Source organism: Aeromonas lusitana, assembly GCF_002812985.1.
GTDB lineage: Bacteria > Pseudomonadota > Gammaproteobacteria > Enterobacterales > Aeromonadaceae > Aeromonas > Aeromonas lusitana.
Genome location: NZ_PGCP01000014.1, coordinates 83986 through 104260, shown reverse-complemented (window position 1 = coordinate 104260; position 20275 = coordinate 83986). Strand labels below are relative to the sequence as shown.

At 62.9% G+C, this 20275-nt stretch carries 19 protein-coding genes; 5 read left to right on the top strand and 14 right to left on the bottom strand.

Annotated features, from left to right (window positions below; all coding sequences use genetic code 11):
* The first annotated feature begins 34 nt into the window (after nucleotides 1–34).
* Genes CUC44_RS10275 through CUC44_RS10265 form a run of 3 tightly spaced genes read left to right on the top strand, consistent with a single transcriptional unit; the run spans nucleotide 35 to nucleotide 3103 of the window.
* Nucleotides 35–1153 (top strand): HBL/NHE enterotoxin family protein, encoded by a 1119-nt coding sequence (locus CUC44_RS10275; RefSeq protein ID WP_100859867.1) that lies wholly within the window; start codon nucleotides 35–37, stop codon nucleotides 1151–1153.
* Between the two features lie 24 nt (nucleotides 1154–1177).
* A complete protein-coding gene (locus CUC44_RS10270) occupies nucleotides 1178–2257 on the top strand; it encodes an HBL/NHE enterotoxin family protein (protein ID WP_100859866.1) in 1080 nt (359 codons plus the stop codon).
* Nucleotides 2258–2302: 45 nt separating this feature from the next.
* Nucleotides 2303–3103: a hypothetical protein gene (locus CUC44_RS10265; protein ID WP_100859865.1), complete on the top strand. Its 801-nt coding sequence runs from the start codon at nucleotides 2303–2305 to the stop codon at nucleotides 3101–3103.
* Nucleotides 3104–3510: 407 nt separating this feature from the next.
* On the opposite strand, the gene CUC44_RS10260 is transcribed toward CUC44_RS10265, so the two are convergent.
* Nucleotides 3511–3828, bottom strand: a complete 318-nt coding sequence (locus CUC44_RS10260) for a heavy metal-binding domain-containing protein (protein WP_100859864.1) — start codon at nucleotides 3826–3828, stop codon at nucleotides 3511–3513.
* 257 nt (nucleotides 3829–4085) lie between these two features.
* Between CUC44_RS10260 and CUC44_RS10255 the strand changes: the two genes are divergently transcribed.
* Nucleotides 4086–5270: an OmpP1/FadL family transporter gene (locus tag CUC44_RS10255; RefSeq protein ID WP_208621053.1), complete on the top strand. Its 1185-nt coding sequence runs from the start codon at nucleotides 4086–4088 to the stop codon at nucleotides 5268–5270.
* Nucleotides 5271–5349: 79 nt separating this feature from the next.
* Here the strand turns inward: CUC44_RS10255 and CUC44_RS10250 are convergent, their stop codons facing one another.
* The 6 genes from CUC44_RS10250 to CUC44_RS10225 all read right to left on the bottom strand — a co-directional run bounded on the left by CUC44_RS10250 (nucleotide 5350) and on the right by CUC44_RS10225 (nucleotide 12968).
* On the bottom strand, nucleotides 5350–5997 hold the full coding sequence (locus CUC44_RS10250) for a hypothetical protein (RefSeq protein WP_100859862.1): 648 nt from the start codon (nucleotides 5995–5997) through the stop codon (nucleotides 5350–5352).
* A gap of 61 nt (nucleotides 5998–6058) precedes the next feature.
* A complete protein-coding gene (locus CUC44_RS10245; RefSeq protein ID WP_100859861.1) occupies nucleotides 6059–7351 on the bottom strand; it encodes an NAD(P)/FAD-dependent oxidoreductase in 1293 nt (430 codons plus the stop codon).
* Nucleotides 7352–7425: 74 nt separating this feature from the next.
* Nucleotides 7426–7965, bottom strand: a complete 540-nt coding sequence (gene ycfP / locus CUC44_RS10240; protein ID WP_100859860.1) for an alpha/beta hydrolase YcfP — start codon at nucleotides 7963–7965, stop codon at nucleotides 7426–7428.
* Between the two features lie 244 nt (nucleotides 7966–8209).
* Nucleotides 8210–10018 carry a M3 family oligoendopeptidase gene (locus tag CUC44_RS10235; RefSeq protein ID WP_100859859.1) on the bottom strand — a complete coding sequence of 603 codons (1809 nt, stop codon included), beginning with the start codon at nucleotides 10016–10018 and terminating at the stop codon, nucleotides 8210–8212.
* A 91-nt stretch (nucleotides 10019–10109) separates the two neighbouring features.
* Nucleotides 10110–11888 (bottom strand): M3 family oligoendopeptidase, encoded by a 1779-nt coding sequence (locus CUC44_RS10230; RefSeq protein ID WP_100859858.1) that lies wholly within the window; start codon nucleotides 11886–11888, stop codon nucleotides 10110–10112.
* Between the two features lie 165 nt (nucleotides 11889–12053).
* Nucleotides 12054–12968, bottom strand: a complete 915-nt coding sequence (locus tag CUC44_RS10225; RefSeq protein ID WP_100859857.1) for a DUF808 domain-containing protein — start codon at nucleotides 12966–12968, stop codon at nucleotides 12054–12056.
* A gap of 239 nt (nucleotides 12969–13207) precedes the next feature.
* Here CUC44_RS10225 and CUC44_RS10220 point away from each other — a divergent pair, with 239 nt between their 5' ends.
* A complete protein-coding gene (locus CUC44_RS10220) occupies nucleotides 13208–13810 on the top strand; it encodes a DUF924 family protein (protein WP_100859856.1) in 603 nt (200 codons plus the stop codon).
* 72 nt (nucleotides 13811–13882) lie between these two features.
* Here the strand turns inward: CUC44_RS10220 and secF are convergent, their stop codons facing one another.
* The 7 genes from secF to CUC44_RS10185 all read right to left on the bottom strand — a co-directional run bounded on the left by secF (nucleotide 13883) and on the right by CUC44_RS10185 (nucleotide 20211).
* A complete protein-coding gene (gene secF / locus CUC44_RS10215) occupies nucleotides 13883–14800 on the bottom strand; it encodes a protein translocase subunit SecF (RefSeq protein ID WP_208621052.1) in 918 nt (305 codons plus the stop codon).
* A gap of 97 nt (nucleotides 14801–14897) precedes the next feature.
* Complete coding sequence (secD, locus tag CUC44_RS10210; protein ID WP_100859855.1) at nucleotides 14898–16700, bottom strand: protein translocase subunit SecD; 1803 nt, start codon at nucleotides 16698–16700, stop codon at nucleotides 14898–14900.
* Nucleotides 16701–16849: 149 nt separating this feature from the next.
* Nucleotides 16850–17317 (bottom strand): hypothetical protein, encoded by a 468-nt coding sequence (locus CUC44_RS10205; RefSeq protein WP_100859854.1) that lies wholly within the window; start codon nucleotides 17315–17317, stop codon nucleotides 16850–16852.
* Nucleotides 17318–17384: 67 nt separating this feature from the next.
* A complete protein-coding gene (locus CUC44_RS10200) occupies nucleotides 17385–18245 on the bottom strand; it encodes a DUF6279 family lipoprotein (RefSeq protein ID WP_100859853.1) in 861 nt (286 codons plus the stop codon).
* 94 nt (nucleotides 18246–18339) lie between these two features.
* On the bottom strand, nucleotides 18340–19191 hold the full coding sequence (locus tag CUC44_RS10195; RefSeq protein ID WP_100859905.1) for a phosphotransferase: 852 nt from the start codon (nucleotides 19189–19191) through the stop codon (nucleotides 18340–18342).
* Nucleotides 19192–19213: 22 nt separating this feature from the next.
* Entirely contained in the window at nucleotides 19214–19810 is a 597-nt protein-coding gene (gene lpoB, locus CUC44_RS10190) for a penicillin-binding protein activator LpoB (protein ID WP_100859852.1), read from the bottom strand.
* Nucleotides 19810–20211, bottom strand: a complete 402-nt coding sequence (locus CUC44_RS10185; protein ID WP_100859904.1) for a YcfL family putative periplasmic lipoprotein — start codon at nucleotides 20209–20211, stop codon at nucleotides 19810–19812. Before CUC44_RS10185 ends, lpoB begins: the two co-directional genes overlap by 1 nt.
* Nucleotides 20212–20275: the final 64 nt, after the last annotated feature.

Genomic DNA, 20275 nt, shown 5'->3' with positions numbered 1-20275 from the left:
GCCAGCTCACCTACATCATGATGGAGGCCATATCATGACCACGATCGCCACACTGGATCTTGGGGATCAAGGGCTGCTGGCAGCCTATCTGTCGACGACCTCACCCGCCCTGCTCAACCAGACCTATGCGAACCTGTTGCTCATACAGCAGTCATTGGCCAACAGCGAGATCGATTCCACCCTCGCGGTAAAAATCGAAGCCTACCAAGCCCAGATGATGAACCAGGCGCGTTATTACCAGAGAACAAACCTGTCCGGTCTTATCCATCTGCTGAGCAATGGCTCCAACTTCTACGCCCTGATCGCCGCCTTCAACCGCCTGCTTGGCCAGGATGACGACGCCGCCGTGCTCGCGGGCCGAGCCCGGCTGGCCGAGCAGCTGGCATCGCTGTGCGATCAGGCCCAGAGCTACCAGCTCAATGCCCAGGCACTCAATACGCGAGTACAGGTGGCCTGGAGCTCCCTGCGCCCCTTGATGGCGCAGTTCAACGGTGTGATCACCCAGCTCGAGCAGGATCTGATGGCCGACGCCAAGCGCCAGGCCCAGACCATTGACGATCTCAACCAGGCCATCGCCGCCAATATCCAGGCGATCGTTGATGAGGGGGGCAAGGCCGGTGAAGGGGTCAACCAACTGGGGCGGGCCGTCGTCACCTCCCTGACGCTGGGAGAGAAGCCCGCTGACAAGGAGGCTAAACCGGCCAGTCAGCAGGCGATCGCCAAAGAGACCGATCAGCAGACCCAGTACATGATCTCGGGCCTCAAGGCGATCTCATCAGGCATCGCAGGCTCAAGCCTCGCGGCCCGGGAACTCAAGACCAACACCGACAAGCTGGCCCAGGCCTACCAGGCATTGGCGGCCACCAATAGCATGCTGACAGTGGCCAAGTCGGTACAGGCGCAAAACCAGCTGTTTGTCGACACCTACAGCCGCATTGCCGACACCATCACCCAGTTGCCCGTCGGCTGGCAGAAGGTGGCCGATGCCTATCAAAAGGCCGCTCCCGTAGTCGCCGATCTCAACAGTCCCGACGACGTGCGGCAGCTGCGGCGCACCGTCATGTTCAACACCCAGTCCTGGCAGCTGCTCTCGGGCCAGGTTGACGACATCAAGGCAGCCTACGCCGGCAACGGCACCCTGCCAGACGCTTAAACCCACCACGCAAGGACACGCGCAATGACTAACGCAACAACCATCACCATGGATCAGGGCATGGCCAACCAGGCTTCCCAGGCCATGCAGATTCAGACCTACTGCAACAGCGTCAAGCAGCAGGTACCGGTGGACTTCAGCCAGTTCCCGAACCTCAAGGACAACCAGACCCAGATCAACCAGGGGCTCGATCTCGCGAAGGGGCACGCGGACCTCTATCTCAATACCGTCCAGCCGCAGATCATCACCAACATCAGCAACATCTCGAACTACTTTGCCCTGCAAAACGCCATTCCCGCCGTGCTGCCGCCCGGCTCAACCAAGGCGCAGTGGCTCAGGCAACTGAGCGTCATCAAGGAGCAGGCCGTCGAATATCAACATCTCTCCTCCGACACCCGATTGGTGATCGTCAATCTCAACAACAACCTCATCACAGACTCCAGCAACTTCCAGGGGATAGTGGTGAACCTCAACAGCAAGGTGCAGGGGGATAACGGGGTGCTCGCCCAGCTCAACGGCGACATCGACAAGGTGAACGCGGCCATCGACGGCGCCATCGCCGGTATCGTCGCCGGGGGATTGCTGGTGATTGGCGGCGCCTTCGTCACCGCCATCGGCGCCGTGGCCGACTTCGTGACCGCCGGTACCTCGACCCCGGTCGTCATCGGCGGAGTCGCCATGATGGTCGCCGGCGCTGGCGGCATCACGGCCGGGGCCATAGTGCTGCACAACTCCCTCGGTGCTCGCCAGGATCTGTACCAAAAACGCAGTAACCTCAACAGCGAAGTGCTGCTCGCCACTCAGATAGGCAACGGTTACAAGGGGTTGCAAGTACAGGCGCAAAACGCCGTCACCGCGGCCACCCAGATGAGCAATGCCTGGGATTCCCTCACCTCCGATCTGGGCAGCCTGATCACCGATCTGGACAAGGGGATCACCAGTGGCGACGACATCCGCCAACTCTGGCTGACCGCCGCCGACACCACGGTCAAGACGGTGCTCACCGACGTGACCACCATCAAGGCCCAGATGGCCGGCGTGAGCCCGCTGCAAGTGCCGCAGACCGACACCATCGCCAACTTCGTTGCGCGCCTGGCCGCCTAAACCACGGGAGGGCGGCCAGGCCGCCCTCTGCCATGAGGAGACCCTATGAGCAACGGTATTCTTTCCCAATCCATCGCCAACATGTTGCAGGCCGAAGCGACCATTCAGTCCTTCACCGGCCTGCCGCAAAACGCCGTCAACATCCAACAAAATGTCGGTGAGGTCGTCGCGGCGCTGTTGCCGCAAGTGCAGACCATGCAGCAACAGGTGCTCGCGTTTGCTGTGCGCCTAGAGGCGCAACTGGTGCAGCAGCTGGCCAATACCGGTCCCTTCAACCCGCAAGCGCTTAAGGCGTTTGTCGATCTGGTCCAGCAGGAGATCACCCCCATCCAGGCGCTGACCGCCCAGACCCTGACCGCCAGCCAGACCGCCAACGATCGCATAGTGCAAGACAACATAGCGTTGCAGCGGATCGGCGTGGAGCTGCAAGCCACCATCGCCGGGCTGCAATCCAACCTGGCCGGGGCCCGTCAGGAGCTGGACTCCCTCAACAAGAGAAAACTCTACCTGTTGGGACTGGGATTGCTGGGGCTGCCGGGCCTGATCGCGCTCGCCGTCACCCTGACGCAAACCCAGAACAAGGTGAGCAGTCTGGAGGGACAGGTGAACCAGATCGAGGGCCAGATCCAGCGTCAGCAAGGCTTCCTCGGCCAAACGACGGCATTTTCCCAGCAATTTGGCTCCCTCATCGATCGGGTGAGCAAGGTCGGCAATACCATCACCCTGCTCGGCGGCGACATTGCCAACGTCGCGCGCGATGCCGGGCAAGGGGATCCGGAGCTGGCGCGGCTCTTCTTCACCGCGGCCCTCACCGAGGTCCGTACCCTGCTGGTTGATGCCTCCTGACAGGCGGAAGACAAAAAAGGAGAGGCCATGGCCTCTCCTTTTTCATTGTGCTGTCGCGGGCGCTCGCTCCCGTCGCCGCCGAGCCTGGAAGCCCGTAGCCGAGTCTAATCTCAAGCCATCCCTTGGCGCCCCGACAAGGGGCTGGGTAGTCATGACAGGGCCCATTATTGTTTAGAAAAATCAAACAACAGTCATATTTCAATCAATATAAATGAACAGAAAACCGGCCCAAGGGCGGTGGAAAAGGGCCTCTCAATGCAGTGGTAAGGCTCCGGAGCCCGGTTTTGGCGACTCTGCTGAGGATGTCGGCGCCCTTGCCAGCCTTCTCCTGAACCACGGCCAATAAGAAAGCCGATCCCGGGATCGGCTCTTTGGACTGGCATGCCGCCCGCTGGCGGCAAGGGGATTCAGATCACCACGGCGGTGCCGCTGATGCTGACCATCAGCATGCTGCCGTTCTGGCCCACGACTTCGTAGTCCATGTCGATGCCGACCACGGCGTTGGCACCGAGGGCCTGGGCCCGCTCCTTGAGCTCCTCGAAGGCAATCTCCCGGGCGCGGGCCAGTTCCTTCTCATAGGCGCCGGAGCGGCCGCCGATGATGTCGCGAATGCCGGCAAACAGGTCCTTGAACACGTTGGCGCCGAGGATGGCCTCGCCCACGACGATGCCGCGGTATTCACGAATGGTCTTGCCTTCCAGGGTGGGGGTGGTTGAGAGGATCATAGGGGCTCCTGTGGGGTTGTGAGTCTGGCGCCGGGGGTGCTTTGGCCGGCATGGTAACAAGGGAATGTGGAAAGCATAAGCCCATCCCCCCGTATAGGTGGAATGGTGAGTCTGGCACCGGGCAGTAGATGGGAGCAAACCTGTCTCTTCGGCGCTATCTATACTCCCCCTGTCATGGATGCTTATCCAGAGCATCGGGCCAGGTTCTACGCAGGAGCACGACAGGGATGAGAAGGATAAATACAAGCAAGAAGGTCATGAGCCTATGGCTGTTGCCATTGGGAATGCTGTTGACGAGTCAGGGCCAGACCGCCGGTCTGTATCTCTATGAGACGGGCACCAATGATCTCGGCCTCGCCACCGCCGGCATGGCGGCCAGGGCCCAGGATGCGACCGTGCAGTTCATGAACCCGGCGGGCTTGAGCCACCTTGAGGGCAGCAACCTGACCGTGGCCGGCCAGATGCTGTACGGGGATGCGCCCTACGATCTCACCGATCCGGCGCAGGAAGACATAGACACCGTCATCGGCTGGTTCCCCGCCGCCTCCCTCTACTACAGCCAGCAGATTGATGAACACTGGTCAGCGGGCATTGCGAGCTATGGCAACTTCGGTCTGGGGCTGGATTACGGCGACTGGGCGGGCAAGCAGCTGGTGAAAGAGGCGACCCTGATAGGCCTGACCCTGCAACCGTCCCTGGCCTACCGCATCGATAAGCACTGGTCACTCGGCGCCGGCCTTGGCATCAACTACGGCCTGTTTTCCCTCACCCGTGAACCCGATCAGGGAGTGCAGAAGCAAGATGACACCGACTGGGCCTTCAACGCCAAGCTGGGGATCCTCTATGAACTCAACGCGGGTACCCGCTTCGGGTTGGGCTACAGCAGCGAGATGCAGTATCACTTCGACATCGATCGCGAGGTAAGCTTCCAGCGGCCCAACATGCCCGCCATCAAGGCCACCATCCCGGTCGCGACCCTGGTCAACAGCCCGCAGCAGCTGATGCTGAGTGGCTATCACGAATTCGCCACCGACTGGGCTGTCATGGGCAACCTCGGCTGGCAGGACTGGAGCCACTACAACGACAACCAGGTCACCGTTTTTGAGCGATCCCTGGCGGAGACGATCCTCTATCAGGACACCTATCACCTGGCCGCCGGGCTGCAGCATAAGCTGACCCCCCGCTGGACCCTGAACGGCGGCCTGGCTTACGACAGCAGCGCCTATCGGGATCAGAACAACACGGCCCTGACGGTGCCAAGCGGCGCGGCCCTGCGCCTGGGTACGGGTGCCACCTACGCCTTCACTGCCCAGGACACCCTGGGGGCCGGGTTCGAGTACGTCCATGTGGAGAGTGCCAGCGTCAATGAGGGGGCGCTCTCCGGCCACTACCCCACCCCGGCACTCTACTTCTTCGCCGTCAACTACAACACCCGCTTCTAGACGCCCCATATCCCATCCCAAAAAGCCCATCAAAAAAGCCGCTCAGGGAGCGGCTTTTTCATGAAGACAACAGGGGTGCCTAACGCAGGTAGCCGCCGTGGGTCAATATGCCGTAGGCGACATAGGAGTAGCCCAGCAGCTCTATCCCCTCCTGCAGGGCGGTCTTGAACTCGAAGGCATTGCTCACCCCCAGGATCTCGTTCCACAGCAGGGAGCCGCTGCCAAACACCCGGCTGAACACGGCCACCAGCAGCAGGCCGAATAGGGTGAACAGGGCGCTGCGGTGCTGCGCGAAGCGGGCGGCGCCGCTGAGCAGGGTGGCGCGGCCGTGACGCCAGGTGTGCACCAGGGTCGCCGTGGCCAGCAACAGGGCCGGATAGACCCAGAAGCCGTGCCAGATCATGTCGAAGAACACGTCCAGCTCGCGGATCAGCAGGCAGCCAAAGAAGCCGGCGATGAGCCACAGGAAGGCGCGCACCTCGGGCAGAACCCGGCCCTTCCAGTACAGGCCGATGACGATGGCGAGCAATATCCCTTCCTGCAGCAGCTCTGTGATGGAGGCCTCTCCCACGGCGTTATGGAGCCAGCGCAGATCGAGGGCGACGGTCAGGGTCGGGATCAGGGTGAGCAGCAGCAGGAACAGGATGTCGCATGCCGCCAGCAGGAGCGTGGTCAGGGGGCTGTGCGGCCCCTGGAAGCCAACCTCCTCGCAAGAAGTGGTAGTCACAAGCGGGCCTCATGTTGGTGAGATGCAAAAAGGCCCGGGGTGAGCCGGGCCATTATGGGTATCAGTGCAGCTTCATGCTCGGGCGCAGCACCCGGTTGATGCGGCCCACCAGCATGATGAGGCCGGTCTTGATGTAGCCGTGCAGGGCCACCTGGTGCATGCGATACAGGCTGATGTAGACCATGCGCGCCAGGTAACCTTCCACCATCATGGAGCCACGCATCAGGTTGCCCATCAGGCTGCCCACGGTGGAGAAGCGACTCAAAGAGACGAGGGAGCCGTGATCGTGGTAGAGGTAGGGCTTCATCTCGCCGCCGTTCATCTTGGCCAAGATGTTCTTGAACGCCTGGCTCGCCATCTGGTGAGCAGACTGGGCGCGCGGCGGCACGAACTTGCCATCCGGCTGCGGGCAGGCGGCGCAGTCGCCGATGACGAATATGTTCTCGTCACGGGTGGTCTGCAGGGTCTCTTTCACCACCAGCTGGTTGATGCGGTTGGTCTCCAGACCCGCGATGTCCTTCATGAAGTCAGGCGCCTTGATACCTGCGGCCCACACCATGAGGTCAGCTTCAATCAGCTCGCCATCCTTGGTATGCAGCCCCTCAGCAGTAGCTTCGGTGATCATGGTGGCGGTGCGCACGTCCACCCCGAGCTTCACCAGCTCCTGGTGAGCGGCGCCGCTGATGCGCTCCGGCAGGGCCGGCAGGATGCGGGGGCCCGCTTCGACCAGGGTCACCTTCAAGCTGTCGGTGGTGAGGTTCTTGAAGCCGTAGGCGTAGAGCTGCTCCACCGCGTTGTAGAGCTCGGCGGAGAGCTCTACCCCGGTGGCGCCGCCGCCGACGATGGCGATCTTCACCTTGTCGCCCGGCTGGTATTCGGTGGCGAACTGCAGGAAGCGGTTCATCATGCTGTTGTAGAAGCGATGAGCCTGGGAGGGGCTGTCCAGGAAGATGCAGTGATCCTTGATGCCCTTGGTGTTGAAGTCGTTGGACACGGAACCAATCGCCATCACCAGCACGTCGTAAGGCACTTCCCGCTCATGCACCACCAGATCGCCGTTCTCGTCGTGAATCGGCGCCAGCACGATGCGTTTCTCGTCGCGCTTGATGTCGGTCAGGCTGCCGAGCTGGAAGTCAAAACCGTGGTTTTTGGCATGGGACTGGTAGCTCAGGGCATCGATGCCCGCGTCCATGGAGCCGGTGGCCACTTCGTGCAGCAGGGGTTTCCACAGGTGGGTGCGGTTGCGATCCACCAGGGTGACCTTGGCCTTGTTCTTCTTGCCCAGCTTGCGACCCAGGCTGGTCGCGAGTTCGAGACCGCCGGCGCCGCCGCCCACAACGACAATATTCATCATGATGATTTTCCTTAGTTCCTCAAAACGAAAGGGAGCCATTGGCTCCCTAAAACGAAATCGGTTGACGTGATGGCTCAGGCTTCCTTGAAGGCCTTCATCCGTTGCAGATGGTGCGAGATGTTCTTGAATTTATGGGTCTCGCGCTCATCCCATACGATGTCGTAATAGTTCTTCAAATCACGTTCAGTGTCCCGATTATCGCGGATTTCATCCTGAACGGAAAGGATGCACAGGCAGTTTCCTGAATTTTTATTACGAAATTCGGTTACACACTTGGTGCCAATGTCGTCGTACTCTTCCGGCCGGTCGATCTTGCCCTGCATGTTTTGCGCCGGGTTGAGATTGGGGTTGAAAATCACCTGCTTGATGCCGCACAGAAAACCGATCCGCTCGCTCCAGTAGCCACCGAGACCGACCCCGCAGATGAGGGGTTTGGGGTCAGTGCTCATGTCGAGCTGCTTCTTCACTTCCTTGAGCAGGTGACTCATGTCATGGCGGGGGTGAACCGTGCTGTAGTGCACGAAACGCACATCATCATCGATAAACTGCAACTGCAGCACTTTCTCATGATTGCCGGGGCTGGTGGCATCAAAGCCATGCAGATAGATGATCATGGATAAGACCTCGGAAACTGTGTCGGTTCTATCGAAACTACTCCAGCGGCGGGCCCATGCGCCACCAAAACATCCAACTTTCTTGCTTTGGATCACGCCCCCGGCCGCCATAAAACGCATTTCATCCGGTGTTTATGACGCTTCGCGGACAAATCGGCCCTGCCTGGCCGCCGCCGGCATCGCCCGATAAGAGAAATCCCGCCATCTCGGCGGGACCTCGTTCTGTGCTGCAGAGCGCCGGGCCTCAGCCCTGCGTCTGCTCGAAGCGCGTCACCGCATCCGCCACCAGCGCCAGGCTCCCCTGCCAGAACGTCGCCTCGCGGATGTCCTGCCCCAGGTGTTTTTCCACCAGTTCCTCGGCACTCATGCGGCCCGTGTCTCGCAGCAGGGCACGATAAGCCTGAGCGACATTCGTTTCCCCTGCGGCCTTGCGGCTCATCAGCTGGTGATAGACCCCGAGACTGAACAGGTAACCGAACAGATAGGGATAGTTGTAGAAACCAAAGCCTGCGATGGAAAAATGCGCCTTGGCGGCCCAGAACAGGGGGTGATAGCGCACGAGGCTCCCCTCATACCAGGTGCCCCAGGCCTCGTCGGTCAGGGCGCAGAGTCTCGTGGCCGACACATAGCCCTTCTGACGCTCGGCCACCAGGGCCTGTTCGAACGCGAAGCGAGCCGGAATGTTGACCAGGAAGGTGGCGGCGCCGTCCGCCTCGGCCCAGGCGATGGCCTGGCGTTGCTCTTGGGTCTGCGCCTGTTCGAATAAAGCGCTGCGCACCAGGGTTTCGGCGAAGATGGAGGCGGTCTCCGCCAGCGTCATGGGGTAGCTGCGCTGACTCATGGGCAGATCGCGAATGAGCCAGTTGTGCCAGGCGTGACCGAGCTCGTGGGCGAGCGTGATGACGTTGTCCATGGTGCCCGCATAGGTGATAAAGACCCGCGGCTCCACCGGATCGGCAAACTTGGTGCAATAGGCACCGGTGCGCCGGTTCGGGGTGGGCGCCGCGTCTATCCAGCCACGCTCGGCCATCATGCGGGCGAACGCCCCCATCTCGGAGTCGAAGGCGGCGAACGCCTGGGCAATGATCTCGATCGCCTCCTCGAAGGGGATGGTCCGACTGGTCGCGGCCGGGGGCGGCGCGAACAAGTCCTCCGGCCCAAGGTCCGAAATGCCAAGCTTGCCTGCCATCAGCGCCAGCGCCCGCTGGCCCAGACCACGGGCCTTATGGGTCTCGGCCATCAGGGTATCCAGGGTGGCGCGATCGATGTGGCTCTGGTGGCAGGAAACATCCAGCGCATCGAGCAAGCGCGTCTTGCCGCGCTGGCGGGCCAGCTCCAGGCGCCAGCCATTGAGGGCGTTGAGGATGGCGGCCACCGTCTCCTGCTCGCCGGCCCAGCCGGCACTGATGGCATCGAACGCTTCCCGACGAAGTGCCCTGTCCGGGCTCGACAACAGGTTGCTCGCCTGTGCCAACCCCATCTCCTGCCCGGCTATGGTCAGGCGGATCTTGCCCACCAGATCGTTATAGAGGTTGCCCCAACCGTGCAGACCGTCGGTACCAAGCCCTATCACCAGCTGCTCCGCCTCCACCGGCAGGCGCTGATCCTGCAGGCGCCGCTCGTGGCGCAGGCGATAATCCTCCTCCCCGAGCAAGGGATCTTGTATCAGGTGTTCAAACTCGGCCGCAGGCAAGCCCAGCATCAGATCTTCCACCGGCGCCAGTGCCTTGAAGAGATCAGCGTTGAGGGCCCGGGCGCGGGAGGCCAACTGCTTGGCCAGAGGATCCAGGGCATCCTGGCTGCCCTTGGAGGCCGCCAGCACCGCCACGTTCCAGCCGATGTTGCGGATGCGCTGGGCACGCAGGCGCACCTCTCGCAGGAAATCCTGCAGGGCATCGGCCTGATCGCGCACCAGGCCCAAGGTGCCAATGAAGTCACTCAACTCGTCCAGGCTCGCGCGGGCCAGACTCATGTCTGCCTCCAGCACGCTGCTGTCGAGGGAGGGATAGATATGCTGGTTCTGCCACTGCTGCGGGTATTGGGTGGGTTGCATCGTCGACTCGTGTTGATTCGTTATCAAAAACAGCGTGGCCCGGCGCAGCGGACCACGGATAAAGGGTGCCTGTCTCGCGACTGGCAGCGCACTACACCAGCCGCTCGAGACGCGCGACCGCCTCTTCTACCTGACGCAGGCTCTCCTGCCAGAAGGCGGGCTCGCGAATATCGATGCCGAGGTGCTTCTCCACCAGATCTTCGGCGCTCATGCGCCCTGTGTCGGTGAGCAACGCCCGGTAGGCCTCGACGAAGTCATCCCCCACCCGCTCCTTCTGGGCATAGAGCCCCAGGCTGAACAGGTAGCCAAACAGATACGGGTAGTTGTAAAACCCGAGATCGGCGATGGAGAAGTGCCCCTTGCTGGCCCAGAACAGCTCGTCGTACTGGCAAAGGCTGTCACCATACCACTGCTCCTTGGCAGATTTCATCATGGCCCTGAGCTGGCTCGCCCCCACATACCCCTGCTCCCGCGCCGCCACCAGAGCCCGCTCGAACGCAAAACGGGACGGAACGTCCAGCAGCATGCTGGCGGCCCGCTCCCCGTCCATCCAGGCGATGTCCCGCCGCTGCTCCCGGGTCTCCATGCGCCCATACAGCGCCTCCCGCACTAGCGTCTCGGCAAACAGGGAGGCCGTCTCGGCGAGCGTCTTGGGATAGTCCCGCTGCTCCAGCGGCAGCTCCCGCAGCACCCAGCTGTGCCAGGCGTGGCCGAGCTCGTGAGCCAGGGTGATGACGTTGTCCAGGGTGCCCTCGAAGGTCATGAACACCCTGGGCTCGGCGGGATGGGCATACTCGGTGCTGTAGGCGCCGCTGCGCCTGTGTTCGCTCGGGTTGGCATCAATCCAGCCACGCTCGGCCATCTGGTGCACGAAGGCCCCCATCTCGGGGTCGAAACTCCCGAACGCATCCGCCACCAGGGTGAGGGCCTGCGCCAGATTGATGGCGACCGAACTCGTCGCGGGGGGCGGCGCATAGAGATCCCAGGGGGCGAAATCGTTGATTCCCTGGGCGCTTGCCATGGCCCGCAGGGCCCGCCTGCCGAGCTCCTTGTGAGCATCCGCCTCCCCCATCAGGGTCTCTAGCGTGCGGCGCTCGAGATGACCCTGATGGCAGGAGACGTCCAGGGCATCGAGCCGACGCTCCTTGCCACGCTGGGTGGCGAGCTCGTTGCGCCAGCCATTGATGGCATTGAGGATGGCCGCCACCGTCTCCTGCTCGCCAGCCCAGGCGGCCTGAATAGCGTGCCAGGCGTGGGTGCGCCGCGCCCTGTCCGGGTGTGAGAGCAGGTTGTCCGCCTGCGCCAGCCCCATGGGCTCGCCCTCAACCCGAGGGCTGAGCCTGCCCACCAGGCCGTCGTAGAGATCTCCCCAGGCCTGCAGGCCGTCCACCGCCAGCCCCTCGATCAGCTGCTCTGACTCAAGCGACAGCCGCTGATCCTGCAGCCGACGGGCGTGGCGAATGTCATAGGCCAGCTCGAACAGCTCGGGATCCTGCAGCAGCAGTCGCACCTGCTCCTTGGGGGCATTCAGCCAGAACAGGGCCACGGGTTTGATGAGCTGGGCCAGGCTTGCCTGCAACTGCTGGCCACGGGAGAGCAGCACCTTGGCGGGCTCATCGCGACCATTGCGGCTCAAGCGGTTGTAACCATAGGTCTGGGCATTCCAGGCCAGCCGCGTCACCTCCTCGGCCTGCCGCCGTATGGTGCGAAGCAGGTGCCTAAGCGCATTGGTGTCCCGGGTGGCGGGCAGCTCGTCCAGCAGCGGCCTCAGGCTGGTCAGCAACTGCTGTGCATGGTGGAAAGCGGCGTCGACGGCCGGGCAGTCGGGGGCGGCGAAGATGTGATCATCCTGCCAGAGGAGTGGCATCATAACTGTCCTTGTTTGTTTGCGTCCAAATCGGGTGGCGCCGCCTCTGCTGGGCAGTCGCAGCCAGATAGTACGAAGGGGGCAGGCGATTGCCTAGCCCCCATTCTGGTCAACAAACAGGATGTTCGGGATGTCTGGAATAGGGGCTAGGCCCCGGTCGCAGGTCCCTTACTTGGCGGGTTTGAGTCGGCTCACCAGCGTCATGGCCAGCACCAGTACCAGGCCCGCCAGCACGCCCACCAGGGCGTTGAGCAGGGTCGGCGTCACGGCGGCCAGCACGGCGCCCACCCCTGCCAAGGGAGCTAGACTCGCGGCCACCCCTTCGATGAGGTGATGCACGAAGGGCCAACCGTGGACCAGGATGCCGCCACCGACCATGAACATGGCGATGGTACCGACCAGTGCCAGCAGGTGCATCAGCTTGGGGGCCGTCACCAGCAGACCTCGCCCGAACGCGCGGCGCAGGGCGCTGGCATCCGTTTTTTGCAACAGGTGCAGGCCTATGTCGTCGAGCTTGACGATGAGCCCCACCAGACCGTAGACCCCCACTGTCATCAACAGGGCTATGCCCGCCACCACCGAGATCTGCAGACCCAGGCTGGTGCCCTGCACTGTGCCGAGGGCTATCACTATGATCTCGGCGGAGAGGATGAAATCGGTGCGAATGGCCCCCTTGATCTTCTGCTGCTCGAAAGCCACCAGATCGTCAGGAATGGGGCCTGCATGCGCATCCCCCGCGGCCTCGTGGGGCAGGAACTTGTGGGCCAGCTTCTCCGCGCCCTCGAAGCAGAGGTAGGCGCCCCCCAACATCAGCAAGGGGGTGATGAGCCAGGGCACCAGGACGCTGATGGCAATGGCGGCAGGCACCAGGATGAGCTTGTTGCGAAACGACCCCTTGGCCACCGCCCACACCACCGGCAGCTCCCGCTCCGCCCGCACCCCGGACACCTGCTCGGCGTTGAGGGCGAGATCGTCCCCGAGCACGCCGGCGGTCTTCTTGGCCGCCATCTTGGTCATCAGGGCCACGTCATCGAGCACGCTGGCAATATCGTCGAGCAGGGCCAACAAACTGGTTCCGGCCATATCAAGCATTCCTCATATCGGTCGCGAGGCCGCCACCCCTGCCCGCGCCATTGGCCTCACGGACAAGGGCTCGCGGACAAGGCCACCCGGTCGGCCAAGCATGGGCCTGTGACCAGGGGGCTTCCTCATTTCGGGCAAAAGATGGCACAGTGTAGCGAGAAGCCGCCGTTTCGGCAGCCCCCATGACAGGGCCAATTGGCCTTGTTTCACCCATGAGCCTCTCGGCCCAAGGAGTTTCCATGCAGCCCTGGCAACCTTTGCTCGATTTCTGGTTTGGCGATGACGCCGACGACACCACCCGCGCCAAGCGCCAATCCCCGCTCTGGTGGGGCAAAAGCGACGAGACAGATGCCCTGCTCGAGAGCCGCTTCGGTGAGCTGGCCGAGGCTGCCGCCAGCGGCGCCCTGGATGCTTGGGCCGAGGTGCCCGTCGGGCGTCTCGCGCTGATCCTGCTGCTGGATCAGCTGCCGCGCAACATCCATAGAGGCACCCCGGGCGCCTTCGCCCAGGATGCCAAGGCGCGAGAACTCTGCCTGAAGGGACTGATGCTGGGGGCGGACAAGGCGCTCTCGCCCCTTGGCCGGGTCTTCTTCTACCTGCCGCTGGAGCATGCTGAGTCCAGCGAGCAGCAGGCCAGGAGCGTGGCCCTGTTCGAGGCGCTGGCGGCCGAGCAGGTCGGCACCCCGGCCCAGGCCACCTTCGAGGGCTTCGCGGATTTCGCCCGCCGCCACCAGGTGATCGTCGATCGCTTCGGCCGCTTCCCCCATCGCAACGCCATCCTGGGCCGTGCAGATCAGGGAGAAGAGACCGCCTTCTTGCAGCAGCCAGGTTCCGGATTCTAGGACAGCGACAGCGCGCAGAGAGATAAAAAAACGGGCCAGCTGGCCCGTTTTTCGTGGTGACTCAAGGACGCGTCAGGCCGCTTCGGCCAGGCTCTCTTCCTCTTTCTTCTGATAGGCCTGGGGTGAGAGGCCCAGCAGCTCCTGCACGGTGGACGCCACCGTGATGGAAGAGAGGGTCCCCACCAGGATGCCGGCGAACAGGGTGAAGGAGAAGCCGTAGAGTGCATCGCCCCCGAACAGCAGCAGGGCCCCGACGGTGAAGAGCGTCGTGCCCGAGGTGATCATGGTGCGGCTGAAGGTGGCCTTGATGGCCACGTCCGAGCACTCGTGGATCCCCATCTGGGTGCGTGAACCCAGCAGATCCCGCAACCGGTCCGAGATGACGATACTGTCGTTCAAGGAATAGCCAATCACCGCCATCAGGCCCGCAATCACGTTGAGATCGAACTCGATGTTGAAGAGCGCCAAGAGCCCCATGGCCACCAGGCCGTCATGCAGCACCGACACCAGGATGCCGATGGCCTGGCGCCACTCGAAGCGCACCGCGAGATAACCCGAGATGGCCAAAGACGCCACCAGCACCGCCAGCATCCCCTGCTGGAACAGCTCGGCGCCCACCTGAGGCCCAACTATGGTGGTGCGCAGCAGCTCCACCGGCAGATTCAGCTGCTGGCCCAGCATGCTTGCCAACTCCTCCGCCGGCCAGGGCAGCTCGTGGGGGGGCAGCTTGATGAGCCACTCGCCGGGGACGCCGGCGCCGCTCAGCTCCACCGCCCCCGCCAGGGGGGCGCTCAGCAGGGCATTGAGCTCATGGGCCTCCTTCAGGGTCTGGATCCGAAACTCCAGCAAGATACCGCCGGTGAAATCGAGCCCGAGAGAGAGGCCATTGATGGCCAGCACGGCGATGCTGGCGACGGTCAGCAGCACGGACATCCACAAACCAATGTAACGCCAGCGGGTCAGGCCCATGGCAACGATCATTCTCAGCATTGTTCTACCCTCGGCAACGGATGATGCAGGATCTCCTGCGGGAGGCAATCGGTGCGGCGCGCGGCGCCATGACTCAAGCGTGTCGTTCTGCTCATGGTCATACCCTCAGCAGCTTGGCGCTGCTCTTGCCCCACAAGGGGTTGATGATGGCGCGGGTGCCCCAGATGCCGGTCACCATGCTGGAGATAAGCCCCAGGATCAGGGTGATGGAGAAGCCCTGCAGCGGGCCCGAGCCGATGGAGTAGAGCACCACGGCGCAGATCAGGGTGGTGATGTTGGCATCGAAGATGGTGCTGAACGCCGAGCGATAACCAAAGTCGATGGCGTTGGCCAACGAGCCCCCCTCCCGCAGCCTGTCCTTGATCCGCTCGAAGATGAGCACATGGGTATCCACCGCCATGCCGACGGTGAGCACCAGGCCGGCGATGCCCGGCAGGGTCAGTACGGCCCCCGGCAACACCGCCAGCATGCCCACCTGCATCAGCAAGTTGCCGATGAGCGCCGTGATGGCGATCCAGCCGAACTTGCGATACCAGGCCATCATGAACAGCATCATGCCGGCCATGCCGAACGCCAGGGCGGTGAAGCCCGCCTCTATGTTCTGCAAGCCCAGGGTCGGGCCTATGGAGCGCTCCTCCAGGATCTTCAGCGGCGCGGTGAGGGCGCCGGCCCGCAGCAGCATGGCGAGCTCCTGGGCTTCCGGCACGCTGGCGAGCCCTGTGATGCGGAACTGGTTGCCGAGCGCGGTCTGTATGGTGGCGACGTTGATCACCTCGCTCTGGGCCCGCAGCTTGCCCTGGCTGTTGGTCTTGTATTCGGTGAAGACGGTAGCCATGGCGCTGCCCACGTGTTGGCGGCTGAACTGGTTCATCTTGCTGCCCCCCAGGGTGTCGAGCACTATGCTCACCTGAGGCTGACCCATCTCCCCCATGCCGGCGCGAGCATCGACGATGTGCTCACCGGTCAGCACCGGCTTGCGGGCCATGCCCACCGCCTGACCGTTGCGATCCGCCATGAAGAAGTGGCTGTCCGGCTTGGCCTGATAGAAGGCGAGCGAGGCGGTAGCGCCGATCACTTCCTTGGCCTGTTTCGGGTTGTGTACCCCGGGTAGCTCGATGCGAATGCCGTCCAGGCCCTGCCGCTGGACCGAGGCCTCGACGATGCCGAGTTCGTTGATCCGTTTTTTCAGGATCGACAGGTTCTGGGTCACGGCGTTGTTGGCGAGCAGGGTGCGCTCGGCCTCGCTCATCACCAGCCGCAGCTCGTTGCCGCTGCGCTTCTGGGTCCACTGATCCTGACGGGTACCGGCACTCTCCTTGATGATGTTGAGCCAGGGGGTCTCGTCCACCGCCTCCGGCAAGATGACGCGCACCTCCCCTTCCGCTACCCGAGCCACGTTGGCGCCGCGCAGGCGCGCCTCGCGAAACTGGGTGCGCAGGGAGTCCACCAGGTTCTTGGTCTGGTTGTCGATGACGAAGCTGAGATCGACCCCGATCAGCAGCTGGGAGCCACCGCGCAAGTCCAGCCCGAGCTTGATGGGGGCGGCGCCGAGCTGGCTTATCCAGGTCGGGGCATTGGAGTAGAACTCCAGGGTCAGGGCCGCGCTGTCATGGCCCTCCTGCTCCAGCAACTGCTTGGCGCGCTGCTGATCGGCCTGGCTGTCGAACACCAGCTCGACCCGCTCCTGCTGCTGCACCTCCTTGAGCAGGGGGATCTTGTGCTGCTCGAACAGGGTGCGCTGCGCCTCGGTCAGGCTGCGCTGGCCGTGCAGGCCGAGGGATGGCTGCTCACCGAAGAAGGTGGGCAGGGAGTAAAACGTGAAAGTGAGCAGCATGAGCAACAGCAGGGCGTACTGCCACATGTTCATGCGGTTCAGGGTGAGATGACTCTTTTTTCTCATAACAAAGGCCTCTGTCAGGCGAAGGCGGCGTGGCGCACACAAGGTCGCACCGCGCAAAAAAATGAAACAAGACAGCCTAACCGTTCAGTAAAACTAAACGGCTACAGAGAGGAGATGAGGCAACAGACGGCTGACTGACCCCATCGGGGTCAGGCGAGGAAGCTCTGGGAGAAGCGATACTGCAGGTGTCGGCGCTGCAAACGCCGGCTATGAATGGTGGCGAAGTTATCCCGGAAACTCTGCTTGGGGTAGAAGAGGGCTGCATAGAGCAGCAGACCACACAGCAGCAGCAGAATGGCCTGCTGGGACCAGCTCGTGATCAGCTCGTAGACGACGTTCTGGGGGGCATTGTCGCTGCGCAGTGAATGCTCGAGGCGCAGCAGATGATTCTGGTTGGAGCCGACGAACTTGACCACCCCATCGTCGCTGTGACTGGCAGCGTGCACCACCAGCGCCTGCTCGGTATCGCTCTGGTGAACGGGCGCCTTGAACCCTTCCACCGACACGGTAGAGAGCAACAAGGTGAGCGCCATGAGCAGGGTCATCGCGGCCAGTTTCACTTTATCCAAGCGACTCAAACAGTTAATTCCCGAATAACAGAGGGGGCAAACTACCATAGCCTTCCTGCAAGGACAAGGGCGGCAGGCTCTCGCCCACCGCCCTCGTGACCCATGAGGGGCGCTATCAGCCCTTGCCGACCATGCCCTCGAAGTCCTCGGCATAGTCCTTGAGCAGGGTGTAGAGGTGGGCGCGCTGGGAGAGATCCATCGACTGACTGAGATCGCTCAGCCACTTGATGGTGCGCTGGCGAGACTGGTCCGTATAACCGGTGAAGCGCCCATCCATCAGGCCGTCACCCTGTTGCAGCAAGCGGGTCAGCTCCTTGCCAAAGTCCGGGCTCTGGCGCTGCTTCATCAAGCGCTCCAGCTCCTTGGTCCAGGCCCCCTGAAACTCGAGCCAGGGGCCCATCATCTCGTATTGCCACTCGGCCCACTGGGCGATAAGCGGTTCCTGGGCCGGCTTGACCTTGCCAATCCAGAACACCAGCCGCTCGTTCATCTTCTCCCGAAAGCCCTTGAGCATCTCGGCCTTGGACTCGGTGGCGAAGTCGTGCTGACGCTCCTCCTGGCGCTTCACCCTGTCCCCCATGAAGTGGGCCACCTGGGCGTCGGTCAGGGTACGGGCGAGGCGCACTGTACGGGGAATGGCGTTCTCCAGGGTGCGGGTCAGGCTGGCCTGGGTCTTGTCCAGATGCACGGCGACCTGCTCCGGACTCATGGGGCTCGCCACCGCCTTGGCCAGGGCATCCAGATCCCGGGCATAGATGGGCAGCTCGTGCTGGCGGTGCCAGGCCATCAGCCCCTTGACCTCGGTATCCAGCAGCTTCTTCTGGCTGCGATCCAGGGAGAAGTAGTCATCCAGTTGCCAGACGATGGCGGAATCGAGCCAGTAGTAGATGACCCGGGTAGCGCAGCCCGTCAGCAGCAGGCAGAGCAGCAACAGGCTCCAGCTGCGCGGTTGACGCCATGAGAAGGTGGTTCGCATGCATGCCTCCAATCGTTGAGAAACTAGCGTCGTTCAGGGCTCGTTGTTCGGGTGTGACACCGGGGCGCCATCCCCTTGAATTCAGGGGCCAGGCCTATTCCAGGCGCTGGCGGTTCTTGTCGATCAGGGCCTGATAATCGGGCCCTGGCTGTTGCTCGGCCATCAAGAGCCCCCACAGCAGGCCGATGTAATCGACCCATGGCAGGAAGGCATCGGCCTGAAATCCTTTGCCATTGAGCAGCTTATGAGCGCCTTCCCTGCCTTCAAGATAGCAGCTCTCCAACTGGCGCTGCTGCTCTTTGCTCCAACCATGGGTGCGCACTATGCCGGCGAGTTCGAACCCGGGATGACCGGCGGCGCCGTACTCCCAGTCGATGACCCAGGGCTTGGGTCCCAACAAATTAGCCGGATTGAGATCATGATGGCAAGGAAGCCAGCAATCGTCCGGCTCACGGCTCGCGAGCAGCCCCCGCTCAAGGGCCGGCAGCCAGTCCGGGATCCGGGCCAGCCTCCCCCGATAGCCGTCCGCGTGGGCCCGCACCGCCATCACCACGGGAGGCAGCGCCAAGCGGTGCATGCGGCCGAGCACCTCGGCCAGCAAGGCTGGCTGCTCGGCGGGGGGCGGCGGCGCCTGTGCCCAGTTCGGCTCGTCGCACCAGTCCAACAACATCAGGCCCGAGCCCGGATCGCTGTGATGACAGGGCAAGGCGATGCCCTGCCCCATGGCGCCTTGATAGAGCTGCCACTCGGTGGCCCGGTCGATGCCAAGGCGCAGGGGATCCGGGTGCCCGCACCGCAAGAAATAGCTTTCCCCCGTGGCCAGGTGCAGTCGGTAGTTGCCATTGGTGAGACCCAGGTTCAGGGGCTCGAGGCGCCCCTCACGCCAGGGAGTCGGCAGGCTGGCGAGCAGGGCCAGCTCCGCCAGATCCCCGCGCCGCCCGTGCAGGGCCCCTGCCCACCGGTCTTTCTCACCAGCCAAAAGTGGATTTCTTCGCCTGCTTGCGGATCTCTTTCTGATCGGCCCAGAGCAGCTCGCCGTTCTCCAGATCCATCAGGTTCATGGTCATCTGGTAGTAGACGTCCTTCACCTTGCCATTGTCCTTGACGATGCTGGCGAGGTTGCCATAGACCATGTAGCGGGCGCCGGTCTGCTTGCCGAGCCGCACCATGGTCGCAGGATCCACCATGCCGCTGCCCTGCTGGTATTCGAGCTGCTGCTTGACCGCGCTCACCTTGCTCATGTCGACGAAGCGGAACTTGCCGGAACGCAGCAGCTTGGTGCGCAGGGTGTCTGTGATGGCCTCGGTGTCGATGTGCTCCGAGGTCTTGTTGCGGATGGAGTCCATGAACATCACTGGACGGCCACCGGCGGTGATCTCGCTGGTGGCCGGCGAGCTCAGCATGGAGTCCGCCATCTTGTCGGCGATGGCCTGCAGGTCGCTTGAGCCGTAATCCACGGTCACCGTCTCGGTTTCGGTCGGATCGCCATAGCTGACGGTGGTGCTGGAGCAGCCGCCGAGCAGCAGGGCACCGCTCAATATCAGCAGGGCATGATTCATTTTCATCAGTTCGATTCCTCAATCACTTCGCGTACATAGACCCTGTACCCCTGGGCGCTCTCATTGGGCGCCAGGGCAGACAGGGTACGGCTCTGATAACCGTGGAGCTTGATGGGGGTCCAGCCGCGACCATCGCTGGCCAGCTCCTGACCGCTGCCATCGTACCAGTAGAACAGGTATTGCAGATGGTTGTCCCCGGACTGTGTGTTGGCCAGGATCACGTTGACCTGCAGCAAGCCATTTTGCTGACGGCGGCTCTGCTCGGTCAGGGTCGCATCCAGGGAGCTGTTGTGGGTCTCCAGGGTAGCCGCGCCCCCCGCCGGAGCATAGAGGGCCACGCCGGAGGTATTGGTGCTGCAGGCAGACAACAGCAGCATCAGGCCAAGGGCCGCACCATAGGCTTTCATCATCTCGTCTCCTTGCGCGCGCCACGGGGCGGGCGCTCTTAGCCCCGTCGGGGCAACAATCATG

Excerpts from the sequence above, each read along its gene's own strand:
- CUC44_RS10275 (WP_100859867.1), top strand. The coding sequence starts at position 35 with ATGACCACGATCGCCACACTGGATCTTGGGGATCAAGGGCTGCTGGCA.
- CUC44_RS10255 (WP_208621053.1), top strand. The coding sequence starts at position 4,086 with ATGAGCCTATGGCTGTTGCCATTGGGAATGCTGTTGACGAGTCAGGGC.
- CUC44_RS10235 (WP_100859859.1), bottom strand. The coding sequence starts at position 10,018 with ATGCAACCCACCCAATACCCGCAGCAGTGGCAGAACCAGCATATCTAT.
- CUC44_RS10200 (WP_100859853.1), bottom strand. The coding sequence starts at position 18,245 with ATGCGAACCACCTTCTCATGGCGTCAACCGCGCAGCTGGAGCCTGTTG.
- CUC44_RS10270 (WP_100859866.1), top strand. The coding sequence starts at position 1,178 with ATGACTAACGCAACAACCATCACCATGGATCAGGGCATGGCCAACCAG.
- secD (WP_100859855.1), bottom strand. The coding sequence starts at position 16,700 with ATGAGAAAAAAGAGTCATCTCACCCTGAACCGCATGAACATGTGGCAG.
- CUC44_RS10260 (WP_100859864.1), bottom strand. The coding sequence starts at position 3,828 with ATGATCCTCTCAACCACCCCCACCCTGGAAGGCAAGACCATTCGTGAA.
- CUC44_RS10225 (WP_100859857.1), bottom strand. The coding sequence starts at position 12,968 with ATGGCCGGAACCAGTTTGTTGGCCCTGCTCGACGATATTGCCAGCGTG.
- CUC44_RS10185 (WP_100859904.1), bottom strand. The coding sequence starts at position 20,211 with ATGAAAGCCTATGGTGCGGCCCTTGGCCTGATGCTGCTGTTGTCTGCC.
- CUC44_RS10245 (WP_100859861.1), bottom strand. The coding sequence starts at position 7,351 with ATGATGAATATTGTCGTTGTGGGCGGCGGCGCCGGCGGTCTCGAACTC.
- CUC44_RS10230 (WP_100859858.1), bottom strand. The coding sequence starts at position 11,888 with ATGATGCCACTCCTCTGGCAGGATGATCACATCTTCGCCGCCCCCGAC.
- lpoB (WP_100859852.1), bottom strand. The coding sequence starts at position 19,810 with ATGAAAATGAATCATGCCCTGCTGATATTGAGCGGTGCCCTGCTGCTC.
- secF (WP_208621052.1), bottom strand. The coding sequence starts at position 14,800 with ATGCTGAGAATGATCGTTGCCATGGGCCTGACCCGCTGGCGTTACATT.
- CUC44_RS10205 (WP_100859854.1), bottom strand. The coding sequence starts at position 17,317 with ATGGTAGTTTGCCCCCTCTGTTATTCGGGAATTAACTGTTTGAGTCGC.
- CUC44_RS10265 (WP_100859865.1), top strand. The coding sequence starts at position 2,303 with ATGAGCAACGGTATTCTTTCCCAATCCATCGCCAACATGTTGCAGGCC.
- CUC44_RS10220 (WP_100859856.1), top strand. The coding sequence starts at position 13,208 with ATGCAGCCCTGGCAACCTTTGCTCGATTTCTGGTTTGGCGATGACGCC.
- ycfP (WP_100859860.1), bottom strand. The coding sequence starts at position 7,965 with ATGATCATCTATCTGCATGGCTTTGATGCCACCAGCCCCGGCAATCAT.